The 17,350-nt window shown below is 45.9% G+C and carries 12 protein-coding genes; 10 read left to right on the forward strand and 2 right to left on the reverse strand.

Annotated elements, in window-relative coordinates; translation table 11 throughout:
• The first annotated feature begins 6 nt into the window (after positions 1-6).
• On the forward strand, positions 7-1,170 hold the full coding sequence (locus ON006_RS30400; RefSeq protein ID WP_244822104.1) for a cellulase family glycosylhydrolase: 1,164 nt from the start codon (positions 7-9) through the stop codon (positions 1,168-1,170).
• Positions 1,171-1,234: 64 nt separating this feature from the next.
• Here the strand turns inward: ON006_RS30400 and ON006_RS30405 are convergent, their stop codons facing one another.
• Together ON006_RS30405 and ON006_RS30410 are read right to left on the reverse strand one after the other, a co-directional pair.
• Positions 1,235-1,396: a hypothetical protein gene (locus ON006_RS30405; protein WP_244822103.1), complete on the reverse strand. Its 162-nt coding sequence runs from the start codon at positions 1,394-1,396 to the stop codon at positions 1,235-1,237.
• Between the two features lie 17 nt (positions 1,397-1,413).
• A complete protein-coding gene (locus tag ON006_RS30410; RefSeq protein WP_244822102.1) occupies positions 1,414-1,869 on the reverse strand; it encodes a DUF6934 family protein in 456 nt (151 codons plus the stop codon).
• A gap of 128 nt (positions 1,870-1,997) precedes the next feature.
• Here ON006_RS30410 and ON006_RS30415 point away from each other — a divergent pair, with 128 nt between their 5' ends.
• The 9 genes from ON006_RS30415 (at position 1,998) to ON006_RS30455 (ending at position 17,344) form a co-directional block, all read left to right on the forward strand.
• Positions 1,998-4,982 (forward strand): PSD1 and planctomycete cytochrome C domain-containing protein, encoded by a 2,985-nt coding sequence (locus ON006_RS30415; protein WP_244822101.1) that lies wholly within the window; start codon positions 1,998-2,000, stop codon positions 4,980-4,982.
• 7 nt (positions 4,983-4,989) lie between these two features.
• Positions 4,990-6,438, forward strand: a complete 1,449-nt coding sequence (locus tag ON006_RS30420; RefSeq protein WP_244822100.1) for a DUF1501 domain-containing protein — start codon at positions 4,990-4,992, stop codon at positions 6,436-6,438.
• Positions 6,438-7,376, forward strand: coding sequence for a beta-propeller domain-containing protein (locus tag ON006_RS30425; RefSeq protein ID WP_244822099.1), 939 nt, complete (start codon positions 6,438-6,440; stop codon positions 7,374-7,376). Before ON006_RS30420 ends, ON006_RS30425 begins: the two co-directional genes overlap by 1 nt.
• A 58-nt stretch (positions 7,377-7,434) precedes the next feature.
• Entirely contained in the window at positions 7,435-8,976 is a 1,542-nt protein-coding gene (locus tag ON006_RS30430) for a sulfatase family protein (protein WP_244822098.1), read from the forward strand.
• A 362-nt stretch (positions 8,977-9,338) separates the two neighbouring features.
• Positions 9,339-10,373 carry a T9SS type A sorting domain-containing protein gene (locus ON006_RS30435; protein ID WP_244822097.1) on the forward strand — a complete coding sequence of 345 codons (1,035 nt, stop codon included), beginning with the start codon at positions 9,339-9,341 and terminating at the stop codon, positions 10,371-10,373.
• A 100-nt stretch (positions 10,374-10,473) separates the two neighbouring features.
• Positions 10,474-11,082, forward strand: a complete 609-nt coding sequence (locus tag ON006_RS30440; protein ID WP_244822096.1) for an RNA polymerase sigma factor — start codon at positions 10,474-10,476, stop codon at positions 11,080-11,082.
• Between the two features lie 118 nt (positions 11,083-11,200).
• Positions 11,201-12,322, forward strand: a complete 1,122-nt coding sequence (locus tag ON006_RS30445) for a FecR family protein (RefSeq protein WP_244822095.1) — start codon at positions 11,201-11,203, stop codon at positions 12,320-12,322.
• A gap of 202 nt (positions 12,323-12,524) precedes the next feature.
• Positions 12,525-15,860 (forward strand): TonB-dependent receptor, encoded by a 3,336-nt coding sequence (locus tag ON006_RS30450; protein ID WP_310590205.1) that lies wholly within the window; start codon positions 12,525-12,527, stop codon positions 15,858-15,860.
• A gap of 35 nt (positions 15,861-15,895) precedes the next feature.
• The gene (locus ON006_RS30455; protein ID WP_244822094.1) at positions 15,896-17,344 is read left to right on the forward strand and encodes a RagB/SusD family nutrient uptake outer membrane protein; all 1,449 of its coding nucleotides are present in this window, start codon (positions 15,896-15,898) and stop codon (positions 17,342-17,344) included.
• Positions 17,345-17,350: the final 6 nt, after the last annotated feature.

Here is a 17,350-nt window from a genome sequence, read left to right on the forward strand (position 1 = left end):
TAACTAATGAAATTTTTAAAAACGACTTTGTGGGCAATTGTTATTTGCCTTTCATTTCAAAATTGTGCGAAAAAGACAGAGGAACAAAAAGAGGAAGCTGCGGCTGGCGAGCAATCGTCTGGCCGTGAAATCTGGACTAAGGAGCAAGCAAAAGACTGGTATGCCAAGCAAGGCTGGCTGGTAGGAGCGGATTTTTTGCCGAGTACGGCGATAAACCAGCTTGAAATGTTCCAGGAAGCTTCTTTCGACACCGCAACAATTGACAGAGAATTGGGCTGGGCAGAAGAAATTGGCATGAATACGATGCGCGTTTACCTGCACGACTTGTTGTATCAGCAGGATTCGGCTGGCTTTTTAAAACGTCTGGACGTGTTCCTGAACATTGCCCAAAAGCATAAAATCAAGCCGGTACTGGTACTTTTTGACTCCTGCTGGGACCCTTTTCCTAGATTGGGAACGCAGCGTGCCCCAAAGCCGGGCGTACATAATTCGGGCTGGGTGCAAAGCCCGGGCTTCGATGCCTTAAAAGACAGCACGCAATATCCACGTTTGGAAAAATATGTGAAAGGTACCGTTGCTGCTTTCGCAAATGACGACCGTGTACTGGCCTGGGATATCTGGAATGAGCCGGATAACACCAATAACAGCTCTTATGGAAAAGTTGAATTACCCAATAAAGTGGATTATGTATTGCCTTTGATGACCAATGCGTTTGCATGGGCACGGTCTGTGAATCCTGCACAGCCGCTTACAGCCGGAGTTTGGGCGGGTGACTGGACATCTCACGAAACTTTGAAACCTATTGAAAAAGTGATGATCGACCAATCTGATATCATTACTTTCCATAACTACGAGGATGCGGCTGATTTTGAAAAGCGCATCAAGCAATTGCAGCAATACGACCGTCCGATCATTTGCACAGAATATATGTCACGCGGCAATGGAAGCTTTTTCTCAGGTTCCCTTCCAATCGCAAAGAAATACAATGTAGGAGCGATCAACTGGGGACTGGTGGATGGTAAGTCGCAAACGATTTATCCATGGGATAGCTGGAAGAAAACCTATACCAAAGAGCCAGATCTATGGTTCCACGATATTTTCAGAAAAGACGGAACGCCGTATAAGAAGGAAGAGACTGATTTGATTAAGAAGCTGACTGCTGCGAAGTAGTCGGAAGTTTTCTGAATTTAGTTATTCAATAAAAATCCCCATCGAATCAACTCGATGGGGATTTTTATTGAAAATTTTTCATCAGGTCAAAAATGGAGATCCCTGCTTTTTCTAAACTAGCCATGAGTTTGTCATTTTTAAACTTGCCAAGTTCTTCGACCGTGCGAAATGTTCCTTCCCTAATTTGTTTGCGGGGTGGCCTGTCGTGCTTTATTGTAAATTCCATTTGTATGTATGTTAGTGCTACACGAATCTCACATTTTTTCTGCAAATAAAAAAGTGCTCATAAATGCTTCCCTTACGAAATGCTTCCGAAGAACCTTCCTTCTTGAGGATTCCAAACACATTAAAATTTTCTTCGAGCGCTTTTAAGTTTGATGATATAGCGATTTGATATAATCTAGTCCTGCTTTCAGTGCTGCCCGTGAACCAGATCACGGCTTTGGGATTTAATGTTAGAAAATGAATAATGGTTTGATGAACAGTAGATAAAATAAATTTCATATCGCCATTATCGCTAACGGAATAGATATCTAATTCGCCGTCAGCCAAGATGTCGGCTAATACCAGGTTATACAATCCGGGAGCTTTGGTTGTAAAGAAAATAACAGCCTTGTGAATAGCTGTCCAGCCGATACTTACAAAATCAAAACGATGTGCTTCTTTCAGCACGGTCAATTCGTACGAGGGGTGATCCATGGATTTTATAATGTGTGTGCGGCAATATTAAGGCTAATATTCTTTCTCACCAAAACATGAATATAAAGCACGGGTAACGGGCTTTATTCTATTAAGTTACGCTTGATGAGTGTTTGATTTCAAGAAGAATGGGCAGAATCCTCAATCTTTTCCTGGTCCTCGTTTTTATTTTTGCCACAACTGCATGTGGCAATCTGGGCAATGCGCCATCTGCCGAGGAATTGGTAGATTTTAACTTTGAAGTAAGGCCGGTATTGGTTCAGAAATGCTTCCTGTGCCACGGCCCTGACCCTGGCAGCCGTAAAGCCAACTTACGGTTTGATACGTACGAAGGCGCTACTGCATTGCTTAAAGAGGGTAGACGAGCCGTAGTGCCCGGCCATGCGGATAGCAGCGGACTGGTGAAAAGGATTTTGTCGAAAGATCCTGACTTTGTAATGCCCACGCCGGAGTCACATCTTACACTAACTGAGTCTGAAAAAGACATTCTGATCAAATGGATTGACCAGGGTGCCAAGTATAAACCGTATTGGGCATTTATACAGCCAAAACCTGCGGACATTGAAGTACCCGAATCCGGCAATGAAATCGATTTTTTTATCAATCAAAAGTTGGACAAGTTCGGGCTTCAACCATCTCCGGTCGCCAGCAAAAACACACTGATCAGAAGAGTTTCGTATTTGCTGACGGGCTTGCCGCCAACACCGGCAGCAGTTGATCAATTTGTCGCTGATCCAAGCCCCGATGCTTATGATAAAATGGTGGACGGCTATCTGAACGCACCAAGTTTCGGAGAACGGTGGGCCAGGCATTGGATGGACGTGGTGCGCTACGCTGAAACAAAAGGGCACGAGTTCGACTATACCATTCTGGGGGCCTGGCGCTATCGGGATTATCTGATCAGGGCGTTTAACAAAGATGTACCTTACGACCAGCTGGTGAAGGAGCATTTGGCTGGTGATTTGCTGCCGGTACCAAGAAAAGACGCCGCCACAGGCCTGAACGAATCACGCATTGCGACTACTTTTTACGCTTTTGGAGAGGGAACACACAGTCCGGTAGACGTCAGAAAAGACGAGGCCGATCGAATCGATAACATGGTGGATGTTACTACCAAAACATTCCAAAGCCTGACAGTAGCCTGCGCCCGCTGCCACGATCATAAGTTCGACCCGATTACGACCAAAGATTACTATGCACTGTATGGTGTAATGGAAAGCACAAGATTCTCTCCGGTGCCCGCTGCAATCACGACGCAGAAGGAAAAGGATTTCAGACAATTGAATGAGCTGAAAACTTATATCAGGAAAACGGTTGCTGATGAATGGGAGCGTGAAAATAGGGGCATTACTATCACATTACCTCAACCAGCCAAAGGAAAGCCTTCAAAGCAGACTGATTACAAGCTGATCGGAGATTTTCGCGCGAGAGATTTGCAGGGATGGAAGAGCGATGGCCGTGCTTTTGGTCAGAACACGACATTGGGCAAACCGGTTTTTGACCCGAAAAAGAAGGAGATAGTGGCTTTGGAGGATGGTATGGCTTCCAGCAGGATGCTGAGTATGGGTGTTTTTGGAGCTTTGCGTTCTCCAAATTTTGTGATTTCAAATGACTTTATTGGTGTACGGGCAAGAGGGAAGAATGCATCGATACGGATCATTATCGATAATTTTCAGCTGATTAGCTACCCGATTTATGGTGAAATGGACCAGAAAGTAAATGTCGGGGCCTGGAATAATTTCAAATTCAATGTGGCTGGCTGGAAGGGACACAAAGCCTATGTTGAGATCATGCCGGGCGTATATGAAAACCATGTGTACAAATTACCGGGTGATGCCTATGTCGACGTTCAGTATGCTCTGGGTTTTGATAAAGATTGGATTGAACCTGCCCAGCTGGCCTCTTCGGCAACATTTACCATTGCTGAGGCGGTTGGAGAATGGGCCGCTGGTAAAGCAAATCCCGCGCAAATTAGCGTGCTCAATGATCTGCTAAAAAAGAAGAAGTTTAGAAAACAATTCCCGCAAATGGTCGATTGGCTGGACCGTAGTGAGCAACTGACCGCGAAACTGGCGGACACCACATTTTACAATGCTGTTTACGAAGGTTTTGGAATAAATAGCCCTGTTTTTAAAAGAGGCAGTCATTTGGAAATCTCTGATAAGCAGGTTCCGAGAGGATTCATTTCGGCGATTCCGATCAGTAATACTACTTTTAAATCTCCTGGCAGCGGCAGAATGGAACTGGCAGAAGCCATGGTGAACCCGCGGAATCCATTGACCTCACGGGTGATGGTGAACCGGATATGGCACCACCTTTTTGGAAAAGGGATAGTAGAGACGGTGGATAACTTCGGGTTGCAGGGTAAGCTGCCGTCACACCCTGCATTGCTGGATTATCTGGCGATCAAATATCAAAAAGAAGGCTGGTCTACCAAGAAAATGATACGGTTTATCGTCAGCTCGGACGCATTCAAAAGAAGTGTTGGTACCACCAAAGAAGTGGAAAAAGAAGACCCCGAAAATCTGTGGCTAGCCCGTTTTCCACGAAGGAGGCTGGAAGCGGAGGATATCCGGGATGCATTACTGGCTTCCGCAGGTAATCTAAACCTGACGATGTATGGCGCGCCGGTCCCGGTTTATGTGACGGAATTCATGCAGGGACGTGGAAAACCCTCCAAATCAGGACCGCTGGATGGTGGGGGACGTCGTAGCATTTACCAGGAAGTGAGGCGGAATTTTATGCAGCCTATGATGATGACATTCGATCGACCCGCGCCATTTTCGACATTTGGAAACAGAAACGTAACCAATGTACCAGCCCAGTCATTGATCCTGATGAATGATCCTTTCGTCATTAAGCAGGCTGAAATCATGTCAAAGTTGCTTTTGGCCAATAAAAACCTCGACATGAATGGAAGGTTGCAATGGATTTACAAGCGCACGCTTTCCAGAAACGCTACCGAAGCAGAATTGAAAAACGGGAAGGATTTTATCAATAAACTGGCTTCGCTGCAAAAGATATCGGCCAATAAAGTCATGACCGATCCCGGCATATGGAAAGACTACTGCCATTCTATTTTTAACCTGAAAGAATTCATTTACCTGATCTGAGTAGCATATGGGTGTTTGTAAACATCACGAACATAGGCCATTGAGCCGGAGAGAAATGCTGAACCTCTGCAAAGGAGGTTTTGGAACACTCGCGTTTATGAGCCTTTTTGGAAGTTTGCCCGGCTGCACCACGTCGCCTGATCCTGCTTCCCAGCTCAAAGGATTGGGTCAGTTACCCAACTTTGTTCCGAAAGCACGAAACGTGATTTTTCTTTACATGGACGGCGGTGTTTCCCAGGTGGATTCTTTTGATCCCAAACCGAGACTGGAAAAAGAGAATGGGGAAGACCCGAACAAGAAATTCAAAGTAGATGATACTCAGTTTAATAATGTAGGTAAAATCCTGAAAAGCCCGTGGGAATTTAAGCAGTATGGAGCATGTGGTATGCCTGTGAGCGAGCTGTTTCCGCACATTGCTACCTGCGTGGACGACATTGCGCTGATACGTTCCATGACCTCCAATTTCCCGGAACATACCAACGCGAATTACTTCCTGCATACCGGCAGCGGGTTGCAGGGGCGGCCAAGCATGGGTGCCTGGGTCAATTATGGATTGGGCAGCGAGAATAATAACCTTCCCGGTTACGTGGTACTGGACGGCGGCCTGATTCCGCCAGGCGGGCTGGACAATTTCAAAAATGGCTTTTTGCCGGCTTCCTACCAGGCCTCAATGCTCCGTACCGGCGCTGAACCGGTGGCGAACATTAAGCCGATGGAAAAGCAGGAACTGCAAAATCAGAAACTGGCATTTATTAAGGAAATGGATAACAGCCTGGTGACGGATTTGGGGCATGCGGATGACGTAGAGGCAGCTATTACCAATTATGAACTGGCTTACAAAATGCAATCATCGATCCCCGAGCTCACTCAGTTTGCCGGGGAGTCGGTGGCGACGCAGAATTTGTACGGTATTTTTTCCAAAGACCCCTACACCCGGAGTTATGGTGCGCAATGTTTAATGGCCAGAAGACTTATCGAAAGGGGAGTCCGGTTTATAGAATTGACTTGCCCGAGAGTGGGCGGTAATGCCGACCGCTGGGATCAGCATAGCGAACTCAAACGAGGGCATGAGGACAATGCACATGCAGTGGATCAGCCGATTGCTGGATTGCTTAAAGATTTGAAAGTAAGAGGTTTACTCGATCAGACATTGGTTGTATGGACTGGCGAATTTGGCCGTACGCCGTTTGCTCAGGGAACCGATGGCCGCGACCACAATCCGTCTGCATTCAGTATGTGGATGGCGGGTGCGGGTATCAAAGGCGGTACTATTTTTGGTCAGACCGACGAGTATGGCTACCGGGTCGTGGAAAATAAAGTGACCATCCATGATCTCCACGCTACCATGCTGCATTTGCTTGGTGTTGATCATACGAGCCTCACCTTTCCATTTAGCGGTCGCAATTTCAGACTAACTGATGTACACGGAAATGTTATAAAACAAATCCTTTCCTGATGATGAATCTGATCAAAAAAGTATCCCTATTGTTTGTTGTTGTCGGTTGTTTGTTCGGTTTTGCAAGAAGGCAAATCGTGACTGAAAACCTGGAAGAGAAGGCACAGCATTCTTTTTTCATAGCGGGACCGGATTTTACCGGTATCATCGGAGAGGACGGAAAAGAGGTCTGGAATGCAGGAAAGGCCGCTGCGCGGGACGGTTTTGTGTTACAAAACGGACATATACTGATCTGTTGGGCGGACGAAGTGTTGGAATTTGACCAAAATAAGAAAGTCGTTTTCACTTTCAAACGTGATTCGGAAGGGAAGGAACTTGGTACTGCTGTTCGGTTAAGGAATGGAAATACATTGATTACCGAATCAGGTAAAAATCCATGTTTGCTGGAAGTTGACGGTTCTGGGGGAATCATCAAAAAGATTCCATTACTTCCTGAAACGGATAATGTGCATATGCAGACCAGGATGGCACGGAAGCTCGAAAATGGCCATTATATAGTGCCGCATTTGCTGGCTTTTGCAGTCAAGGAATACGATACTGAGGGTAAGGTAGTGAAGACATTCAAAACAGATACCGAAGAATTGGGTGGTATCAAAGCCGAAAACTGGCCTTTTACTGCTATTGTGCTGGGTAACGGAAATACATTGGTGAGCCTTACCCATGGCAATAAAGTAGTGGAGTTTGATCCAAAAGGGAATATAGTTTGGAAGATTTCGAATGATGATTTTGCAGAAAAACCTTTTCAGGATCCCTGTGGTATTCAGCGACTTCCCAATGGAAACACGGTGATAGCCAGCTACGGTGCGCAAAAAGGGATCAAGATTTTTGAGGTAACCCGTGACAAAAAGATCGTGTGGACATACATGGGCCATCGGGCACACGAACTGCAAATTTTAACTACCAATGGAAAACCATTGACTGGTAAACTTCTTAAATGACCGGTTTGCAGATACTTTTAATGAATATCTTCGCGACGGCATTATCCTAAACCATTTTATGAAAAATAAGTACTTCCAATTTTTGGCCTGCATTTTAATTGCAGTTCTTAGCATTCCAACGATCGTTTTTGGTCAAAAAAAGCAGAAACCCAATGTCATTTTTATCTATGCCGATGATGTTGGTTATGGCGATCTGAGCTCTTATGGTGCCACCAAGATCAGCACGCCGAACATTGACAGGCTTGCGAAAGAGGGCATCCGGTTTACCAATGCCCACGCAACTTCCGCGACTTGCACACCATCGCGTTTTGCCTTGATGACAGGCAAATATCCCTGGCGGCAAAAAGGCACCGGCGTTTTGCCAGGTGACGCATCGCTGATCATTCCGACCGAAAATTTGACGCTTCCCAAAGTTTTTCAGGACGCGGGATACAAAACTGCTTCAGTAGGAAAGTGGCATCTGGGTCTCGGAGAAAATAACAAACAGATTAACTGGAACAAGCCAATCAATAAAGGCCCGAACGAAACGGGTTTCGACTACGCCTTTTTCTTCCCGGCTACTTCGGATCGCGTACCTACTGTTTTTATTGAAAATCACGATGTTTTGGGCTTGGATAGGGAGGACCCAATTGAGGTAGATTATTCCAAAAAGATTGGTAATGAACCCACCGGAAAGGAAAATCCTGAGCTTTTGAAGTTGCCCGCGTCACCGAATCACGGCCATAACAATACCATTGTCAATGGAATAGGGCGCATAGGCTGGATGACCGGTGGTAAGCAGGCGCGCTGGACCGACGAGGAGATCGCTCATGTATTTTTAAGCAAAGCAGAGCAGTTTATTGAACAAAACAGCAAGAATCCATTCTTCCTTTATTTTTCTCTGAATGATATCCACGTACCGCGAATGCCCAGTACACAATTCAAAGGGAAAAGTAGCATGGGATTACGGGGAGATGTGATCCTGCAAATGGACTGGACGGTGGGGGAGATCCTGAAAAAACTAGACGAGCTGAAAATTGCGGATAATACATTGCTCATCTTTTCCAGCGATAATGGTCCGGTGATCGATGATGGCTATGCCGACAAAGCTGTGGAACTTTCAAAAGGCCACAAAGCCGCCGGTGCATTGAGAGGCGGAAAATATAGCGCCTTCGAGGGCGGAAGCCGGGTGCCGTGGCTGGCGCGCTGGCCGCAGGCGATCAAACCAGGAACAGAGTCGGACGCATTGATCTGCCAGATTGACCTGATGGCTTCGTTCTCACATTTTTTCCAGCAAAAAATAGGAATTGATGATGGCGTAGATAGCTACAATGTAATGGATGCGATGTTAGGCAAAACAAAAACCGGTCGCACATTTCTGGTAAAACAGGGAGGTGCATTGTCCCTTACCCAGGGAACTTGGAAGTACATTGAACCGCGCGAGGGGAAAGCCATACAAGAATTAACAAACACCGAAACCGGTAACAATCCCAAGCCACAACTCTACGACCTGAGCAAAGATCTCGGCGAAAAAACCAACCTGGCTGATAAGTATCCTGCAAAAGTGAAAGCGATGTCGGCGGAGTTGGAGAGGATTCGCGACGGCGGGCGGAGCCGGTAATCTGAGCTCAATGTATTTTTGTTTAATAAAGTTTGAAGTACACTTCAAACTTTATCATTAACTAGGGTATGTTTTCGGTATACTTTAAAGAATATAGATCCAGGGGGCATTAGTTTGATGATGTTACGTACCTACGGCACTTTTATGTTCGGAATTTGCAATTGCTACCGATGTTACGTCCCGATGGGACTGAATAGTAAATTCCGTAGGGATGTAATATCGGTAGTAGCGACAACGTCGCCAGACGTCGCCAGGTTAAATCCGATTACATTACCATTCCAAAAAAACTATTACAAATTTATCCCAACCATAAAGTGACCATTACAAATTTGTAACGTCTAAACATAAACCGCTATCTGTTTATGTTTAGACGTCACCTTTCCACTTTCGCCAAATTCTGGGCCGTTGTTTTATTGCTGTTCCCTCAAATTGGCGTTGCCCAGGTCACTTACTTTCATCAGGATTTTTCCCAAAGCCGTTCTTTTGTGAATGCAGAGCCTGATACCGGGCAGTTCAGCCACATCATACAGACTGTTCCGGCTCTTTCCTATTCCAAGTTTTACAAAGGACATATGGACCTCGTGCGTACCCAGCAGGATTCCGCCACGGGCGGGATCATCAGGGCGATGCGGGCTACTCCTTTTACTCCCAATCCTGAAACACTGTTCATTCAGATTAAGCTCAGCGCTGAAAGCATCCAATCCACATCTGTGAATGCGATTTACTTTTACGCCGGCGAGGATTTCGACCCGGAACACAATTCGTTTCCAGGCAATGCCCTGATGTTTGCCAAATGCGCCATTAACTTTCAAGGCAATTCTTTTAACCTGAAAGACATGGGCACGCTCGCGACGAGCAAAAGCATTGAAACAAAAAAGGATGTGACATTGACCTGGGTACTCAATAATTCGGACCAGCTCCACACTTACAAGCTGTTTCCATCGGATCAGGACGAGTACATTACCTTGCCGGGAAGCTTCGACTTGTGGGTGGACCATGAGCCGGTAAGCCGTAATAGTAAAGCCTATCCGGGAAATTCAATGTTCTCGAAATCAAAGCTTTCCAATTTTGAGATCCGGTTTCGCAATGGTATCGGCAAGATCCGCATTTACGATATCCTGATCAGAGAGGCGGCGTCTGACCTGAAACCGGGGGAGGTAATGGTTACACCTAATCCAATCAAAGACAATGTAATCAGGCTGAAATCGCTGGATGTCGATCCGTTATCGATCCAACTGGTCAATTTGAAAGGTCGCCGGATCTCTATAAAAAGGCAGGTCGTTTCAATGGATCAAATTGAAATTTATCCTCAGTTACCAATGGCGTCGGGAATATATGTACTATCCTTTCGGAACCGGCTGGGTAAGAGGAAATCAGTGCGGGTAATGGTGGAATAAATCAGATAGGATGAAAATTGGATTAAATTAAACTAATCTTTTAAAATAAGTTGGCTTTGCCGCTAAGTTTGAGTTATTTAGATTTCCCTTTCGGCATGTTATGAAATTACCTTCTCATTTTTCAGGAGCTTCGGATGATAAGTTGGTATGGCAGAAATTTCTGACCGGTGATGTAGAGGCTTTCGAGTATCTGATGTCCAGCCAGTTTCGCACGCTTTTTCAGTATGGAAGCAAGTTCTCGAAAGACAAGGAATTCATCAAAGACAGCATTCAGGACCTCTTTCTTTTGCTTTGGGAAAAGCGTGAAAACCTTAACTCCAATGCAGCTGTGAAGCCCTACCTGATGGCCTCGTTACGCAGGTTGATGCACAGGAGCATCGCCGCCAAATCTTGGGTAGGTAATGAAGCGTTGGCAGAAAAAGAAGGTGTTTTTGAACTGGAATTTTCAGTAGAGCAGGAGTACATTGACCAGGAATCAAAATTGGTACGCGCCCGCCAGCTTGAAAAATTATTGAAAGAGTTGCCCAAGAGACAAAAAGAAGTCGTTTACCTCAAATATTTTCAGGAGCTCAACCGCGACCAGATTTCGGAGATCATGGCGATCTCTCCGCAGACCGTTTCCAACCTTCTTCAAATCGCCATTGGACAGCTAAAAAAGCACTGGAAGGCAGAATTCCTTACCTTTTTTCTGATCCATTTATTCATGTAATGCCGGGTTATAATCCTATACGGCCCAGGGCTTTATTCTTTTTTTTAGAAATAATTTAAAATTTATTGGTATCCGGTAAAGGTTTATGTCTATCATACCTTAGACGCAAATATCTTGTATGGATCGCTATATTGATTTTTCGGTTGAGGATTTTGTCTGGGACACATTCTTTCGCCAGTGGGTTTTATCGCCTACCCGGGAAACGGACATGGTTTGGAATGACTGGATAGAAAGTAATCCCGAAATCCTTGAAAAAATTCAGCAGGCGCAAGCCATTGTGCTTTCGCTGCGCCTGCATGAAGCCGAAATCGGCGACGACGAGATTAACCAGGTCGTAAAGCAAACCATTACGAAAATCGGGCAGCCACTTGCTGGCAGCGATCATTCCAAATACAAGTTGCCGGTATTCTCCATTCCCTGGCTGCAATTTGCCGCGTCCGTCGCGGTTATCCTCCTGCTAGGCTGGGTTGCGTATGCATTCCTTATCAAAAAGGAAACGCGGCAGCAGGCGGCTACTGAGAATTCAATGATATTGAATGATGGTGCGATGACGGAAAAGGTCAACACGACCGACAAAGCCATTGTCATTAGCCTGGAAGATGGCAGCCACATTACACTCGCGCCGAAAGGCAAGATCAGGTATGCGGATAAGTTTTCTTTGGCGAGACGCGAGGTACGTCTGGAAGGAGAGGCATTTTTCGACATTGCCAAAGATCCGGACCGCCCTTTTTTGGTTTATTCCAATGGCCTTATCACCAAAGTACTGGGTACCAGTTTCAGGATCAAAGCTTATGATTTTTCGGATGAGGTAACCGTCGAGGTAAAAACGGGGAGGGTTTCTGTGTTCGCCCAGTCTGATCCGAATGTGAAGGAAAAGGCATCCAATCGTGAGCTGGAAGGTGTGGTACTAAATCCAAATCAGAAAATTATCTACGCACGGGATGAAGTGAGAATGGTGAAAACGCTGGTGGAGAAACCTGAGATAGTCGTTTCCAAAGCAGAAACCCCACAGTTTGAATTCGAAGACACGCCTGCCAGTGAAGTTTTCACAACGATCGGAAAAGCTTATGGGATTGATATCCTCTTTGACGAAGAATTATTGAAAGGCTGTCCGTTAACGGCGACACTCGATAACCAGACGCTTCATGAAAAGCTGTCGATCATTTGCAAAGCAGTGGAAGCTAACTATGAAATTCTGGACGGGCAGATCGTAGTGCATAGCAAAGGCTGCAAAAACTGAATCTACAAACGCTTAATAAAGTATATCAATTTGTTGACTTTAACCCTCTGAAAACGAAACAGAAAGAATGATTTAAAAAAAGAGCCGGCAATGTTCCCGCATTACCGACTCGGTTTATCCCTTTTGGTTGTCGCCATTTTTCCTCCGTGAAGGAGGCAGGGATCGTTTTGCCAATTTTCAACTTAACAAAACAATCAAATCTATGAAAAAACCCTTTAAATACCACCAGGTATTAATTTGGACAATGCGAATAACTGCTATACAATTGATGCTTGCGGTCTGGTTTATCGGGACCGGTTATGCCCATGAAGGTAACGCCCAGTCGTTGCTTTCACAGAAAATAACAATAGTTGCCAACGGCAGCGAAGTGAAGAAGGTGCTGAATCAGGTCGAAAAGCAGGTGGATGTTCGCTTCGTTTTTAGTTCAAAAATTATAAAATCTGCGCGAAAAGTAACGGTTTCTTCTCAGAACAAACCTCTGTATGAGGTACTGGACGAAATTCTGACGCCGCTGGGACTTGAATATGAAGTTTCTGGTAAAATCATCATTTTAAGAAGATCAGAAAACAGTCCCCTGGTAACCCCACCGGCAGAGACAGCTCCCTCCGGTACCGCGCCCAAACGAAAATTGACGGGTAAAGTCCTGGACGAAACGGGCGGCGGCTTACCTGGTGTGAGCATTGTATTGAAAGGAACCCAGACGGGTACCACGACTAATCCGGACGGGGAGTTTCAGATGGAAATGGCCGAAGATCTGGCCCCCAATTCGGTACTCGTGTTCAGTTTCGTGGGGTACCAGTCACAGGAAATTGTGTTGGGCAGCCAAACCAGCCTGATCGTTAATATGGTGCTGGAAGACAAATCTTTGCAGGAAATTGTCGTGATAGGTTACGGCCAGGTGAAGAAAAGTGACCTTACCGGCTCTGTGGCGTCTATTAAAGCTGCGGATGTGAATGCATATCCGGCGACCAACCTCGTGCAGTCGCTTGCGGGCAGGGCCGCGGGTGTGTATGTATCTCAAAATACGGGTGCGCCGGGAAGTCCGATCAGTGTGCGGGTGAGGGGAACGAATTCGATCCAGGGAAGTAATGAGCCATTATATGTTGTTGATGGATTTCCGTACTCCGGTAACCCTACCTTACTCAACAATGCAGATATTGAATCCATTGAAGTATTAAAAGATGCTTCGGCGACGGCGATTTATGGTTCGAGGGGAGCCAATGGTGTAGTTTTGATCACTACAAAACGAGGGAAAGCAGGCCGCGTTAATGTAAGCTACGAAGGATATTACGGTACGCAAACGGTGAGGAAGAAGCTTGATCTGATGAATGCGACTGAATATGCCAATTTTTACAATGAACAAGCTGCTAATGATGGCCTGGCTCCGCATTTTACGCAAGATCAGATCAATGGTTTCGGAAAGGGAACTGACTGGCAAGACCTTGTTTTTCAGAAAGCGCCTGTTCAGAACCACGCCATTACGGTGAGCGGCGGTACTGATAAAACCAGATTCTCGCTTTCGGCCAGCAATTTCAATCAGGACGGGATCATTATTGGAAGCAACTATGTCCGCAATGCATTGCGTTTCAACCTGAGCTCAGATATTGGCAAGAAATTTAAATTTGACCTGAGTTCGATATTAAGCCGCATTGACTCCGACCGTAAGAATTCTGACAAGGGAAACCGCGGAGGAACTTTGATGTCGGCAATGCTATCCGGCTACCCAACTATCGCTCCCACATTGCCTGATGGCTCTTATTCGAAACTGGCCGAAGCATATGCCTGGGGCTCCAATGTGATTACTAACCCATTAAACTTCCTTCACCAATATTCCGACTTTATACGCTCCAATAAGATCCTGACCAACGGTGCATTGACATTTGAACCGGTGAAAGGACTGACGATCAAAACACTTGCGGGTATCGAAACCACGGAGGACCGTACGGACACTTATACTACTACCAAGTTTGTGAACTCAAAAGGTTCAGCAAGCATTGGGACGGCGCGGGTGAGCAGCATTCTCAGTGAAAATACCGTGAATTACAATAAGGAAATCGGTAAGCATAGCATCTCCGCAGTGGCAGGTTTCACCTATCAGGATTTTGTGAATACAACTCTGAATGCGAGTGGAAGTGGTTTTATCAGCGATAATCAGGAAACTTACGACATCGGTGCCGCTACTACACAGGGAGTTCCGAGCTCGTCTTACCAAAAATGGGTGCTGCTTTCGTACCTGGCACGGGTTAATTACTCATTCAACAGCAAAATACTGGCTACTGTCAGTTTCCGTACTGACGGTTCGTCCAGATACAGCGAAGGCCAGAAATGGGGCTATTTTCCGTCGGCTGCATTGGCCTGGCGTTTATCTGAAGAAGAATTTATCAAAAGGATTCCTTTCATCTCGGACCTGAAAATACGGGCGGGATATGGTGAAACCGGTAATACTTCTATTGCCCCCTATTTTACATTGAATCAGCTTGCTTCCGGACAAGTAGTTTTCGGCGACGCCCTCAATACTTCCTACGCACCGGGAACACGTCTTGCCGGATCATTGAAATGGGAAACGACAGCTCAATCGGACATTGGAATTGATGTGGGATTGTTGAACAACCGAATCAATTTAACGGCTGATTACTATATCAAAAACACCCGCGATCTGCTCAACAACGTCTCTCTGCCATCGTCGTTGGGATACATTTATACCATTCAGAATATTGGAAAAATCCAGAACAAAGGTTTCGAGTTCTCAGTGAACGCGACGGTTCTGGAAGGTGCATTCAAATGGAATGTGGCTACTAATTTATCGATCAACAGAAACAAAGTAGTGAAGCTGTATGGCGGGAACGATATCCTGGGCCAAACAATTGGAGCTGCTGTGAATGACAATGTGAACATTCTGAGAGAAGGTTATCCGTTAGGCTCTTTTTATGGCTATGTTGAAAAAGGATACGATGAGAAGGGGCTCATTGCATACGAAGACTACAACAACAATGGCAGCCGCGACGCCGGGGACAAAAGAATCATCGGAAACCCGAATCCCAAATTTACCTATGGTTTCAATTCGACGATGTCCTTCAAAAACTTCGAGCTGACAATGTTCCTTCAAGGTTCCCAGGGCAACGATGTGTTCAATCTGAGTGCGCAGGGACAGGGTTATGACTACGGACAGGCATTAAACATGCCAAGAGAAGTGTACCTGAACCACTGGACTCCCCAGAATACCAATGCCAAATACCCGATCATCAAAACGTCTTCTCAGGCGCAAATGTCGAATCGTTTCGTAGAGAATGCATCGTACCTGCGTTTCAAAAACATTCAGTTGGCCTACAATCTGCCGGTTACCAAGTTGCATATCAAATGGATGACGCAAGCGCAATTGTATGTAAGCGCGCAAAACCTGATCACATTCACCAAATACTCATGGTATGACCCGGAAGTCAATTCTTACGGAGGCGGTAACTCCTTTGTCCAGGGCATCGACCATTACGTTTATCCGACGGCAAAGACAACGACGGTAGGACTTAGAGTAGGATTTTAAGATAGTTTTTAACAACTGGTTAAAGAGATATAAATATGAATAAGACATTCGTTTGTTTGTTTTTGGCAATGATTTTAACGGCCTGCTCCGATCTGCTCGAAGAAAAGCCGAAATCGCTGGCCTCAGAGAATTTTTACAATACTGCCGCAGAAGCTAAGGCCGCAGTCAATGCGATTTACGGCCCGATGCGTGGCGATAATGGGTTGTCTATCAACTATCCGGCGCAATTGGAAGGTCTGGCGGATTATGGGAATTCCAGAGGAACGCAAACACCCGTCAGCCTTTATCAGGGGCTTGATAATACAAACATTAACAGGGTAGGCGTGATTTGGGACAATTTTTACCAGTCGATCCGAAATGCAAACCTGGTGATCAGCAATGTTCCGAAAGGGACGAATATGACCGATGCTGAAAAAACGCTGTACGTGGCGGAAGCCAAATATCTGAGATCGCTCCTTTACTTCGCGCTGGTACGTAACTGGGCAGGCGTGCCGCTTCGTACGGAGGAGAATATGACCGTAGCAGATGTTCCCAGATCCAGCGTGGAAGACGTATACAAACTGATCCTGGCCGATGCATTGGAAGCTGAAAAAGGACTTCCGGACGCACCTACCGAAATCGGACGTCCAACCATTTGGGCGGCCAAGACATTGCTTTCGGAAATTTATCTTTATCAGGAAAATTGGGAATTGTCGAGTGCAAAAGCAAAGGAAGTCGTCGATTCCAAAAAGTATTCGCTTGTGGAAGTAGCAACTTCCGAGGATTTTCAGAAAATATATGGCCCCGAGGTTGTGAACACGACGGAGGAGGTATTTTATTTCAAATACTCCCGCCAGCAGGGTTTTGGCCTCGTAAGTTACGCACACCGAAAAACGGCCCAGTACGCCTACTTCGGCCCCGGTGGCGTGTATGCTCAGTATACCGATTCAGTTTCGAATTCTGTGATCAAAAACTGGGATTTCAAAGATCTTCGTAAGAAACACATTCTATATAATGTCGACATTGGTCTAGGGTCCACGTCTTGCCTTTACAGAAAATACCGTGATCCGGCTGCGACCTCAGGGGCAGGAGCGGGAGCAGGGAACGACTATCCATGGTACCGGTTTGCGGACGTGCTGCTATTCCACGCAGAGGCCGATGCACGAGCTAAAGGCGCACCAACCGCGGAAGCGCTCGAAAGCTTGAACAGGGTACACCGCCGGGCATATGGGTTGCCTTCCGGCGCGGTGTCAGCAGTGGATTTCAAATTGGCTGATTTTACACTCAAAACTTTTATTGATAAAGTGGTGCAGGAAAGAGGCTACGAAACTATGTATGAAGGAAAGCGCTGGAACGATCTGAAAAGACTGGGAATAGCTAAGCAACGGATTTTGGAAGTAAAGAATATAGTGGTAGCAGACAAACACATGCTTTGGCCTATTCCTAATTCCGAAATCCTGTACAACAAGGCATTAACGGCCAAGGATCAGAACCCGGGCTACTAATACCTT

The sequence above is a fragment of the Dyadobacter pollutisoli genome (assembly GCF_026625565.1).
GTDB classification, from domain to species: domain Bacteria; phylum Bacteroidota; class Bacteroidia; order Cytophagales; family Spirosomataceae; genus Dyadobacter; species Dyadobacter pollutisoli.

Excerpts from the sequence above, each read along its gene's own strand:
- ON006_RS30400 (WP_244822104.1), top strand. The coding sequence starts at position 7 with ATGAAATTTTTAAAAACGACTTTGTGGGCAATTGTTATTTGCCTTTCA.
- ON006_RS30405 (WP_244822103.1), bottom strand. The coding sequence starts at position 1,396 with ATGGAATTTACAATAAAGCACGACAGGCCACCCCGCAAACAAATTAGG.
- ON006_RS30410 (WP_244822102.1), bottom strand. The coding sequence starts at position 1,869 with ATGGATCACCCCTCGTACGAATTGACCGTGCTGAAAGAAGCACATCGT.
- ON006_RS30415 (WP_244822101.1), top strand. The coding sequence starts at position 1,998 with ATGGGCAGAATCCTCAATCTTTTCCTGGTCCTCGTTTTTATTTTTGCC.
- ON006_RS30420 (WP_244822100.1), top strand. The coding sequence starts at position 4,990 with ATGGGTGTTTGTAAACATCACGAACATAGGCCATTGAGCCGGAGAGAA.
- ON006_RS30425 (WP_244822099.1), top strand. The coding sequence starts at position 6,438 with ATGATGAATCTGATCAAAAAAGTATCCCTATTGTTTGTTGTTGTCGGT.
- ON006_RS30430 (WP_244822098.1), top strand. The coding sequence starts at position 7,435 with ATGAAAAATAAGTACTTCCAATTTTTGGCCTGCATTTTAATTGCAGTT.
- ON006_RS30435 (WP_244822097.1), top strand. The coding sequence starts at position 9,339 with ATGTTTAGACGTCACCTTTCCACTTTCGCCAAATTCTGGGCCGTTGTT.
- ON006_RS30440 (WP_244822096.1), top strand. The coding sequence starts at position 10,474 with ATGAAATTACCTTCTCATTTTTCAGGAGCTTCGGATGATAAGTTGGTA.
- ON006_RS30445 (WP_244822095.1), top strand. The coding sequence starts at position 11,201 with ATGGATCGCTATATTGATTTTTCGGTTGAGGATTTTGTCTGGGACACA.
- ON006_RS30450 (WP_310590205.1), top strand. The coding sequence starts at position 12,525 with ATGAAAAAACCCTTTAAATACCACCAGGTATTAATTTGGACAATGCGA.
- ON006_RS30455 (WP_244822094.1), top strand. The coding sequence starts at position 15,896 with ATGAATAAGACATTCGTTTGTTTGTTTTTGGCAATGATTTTAACGGCC.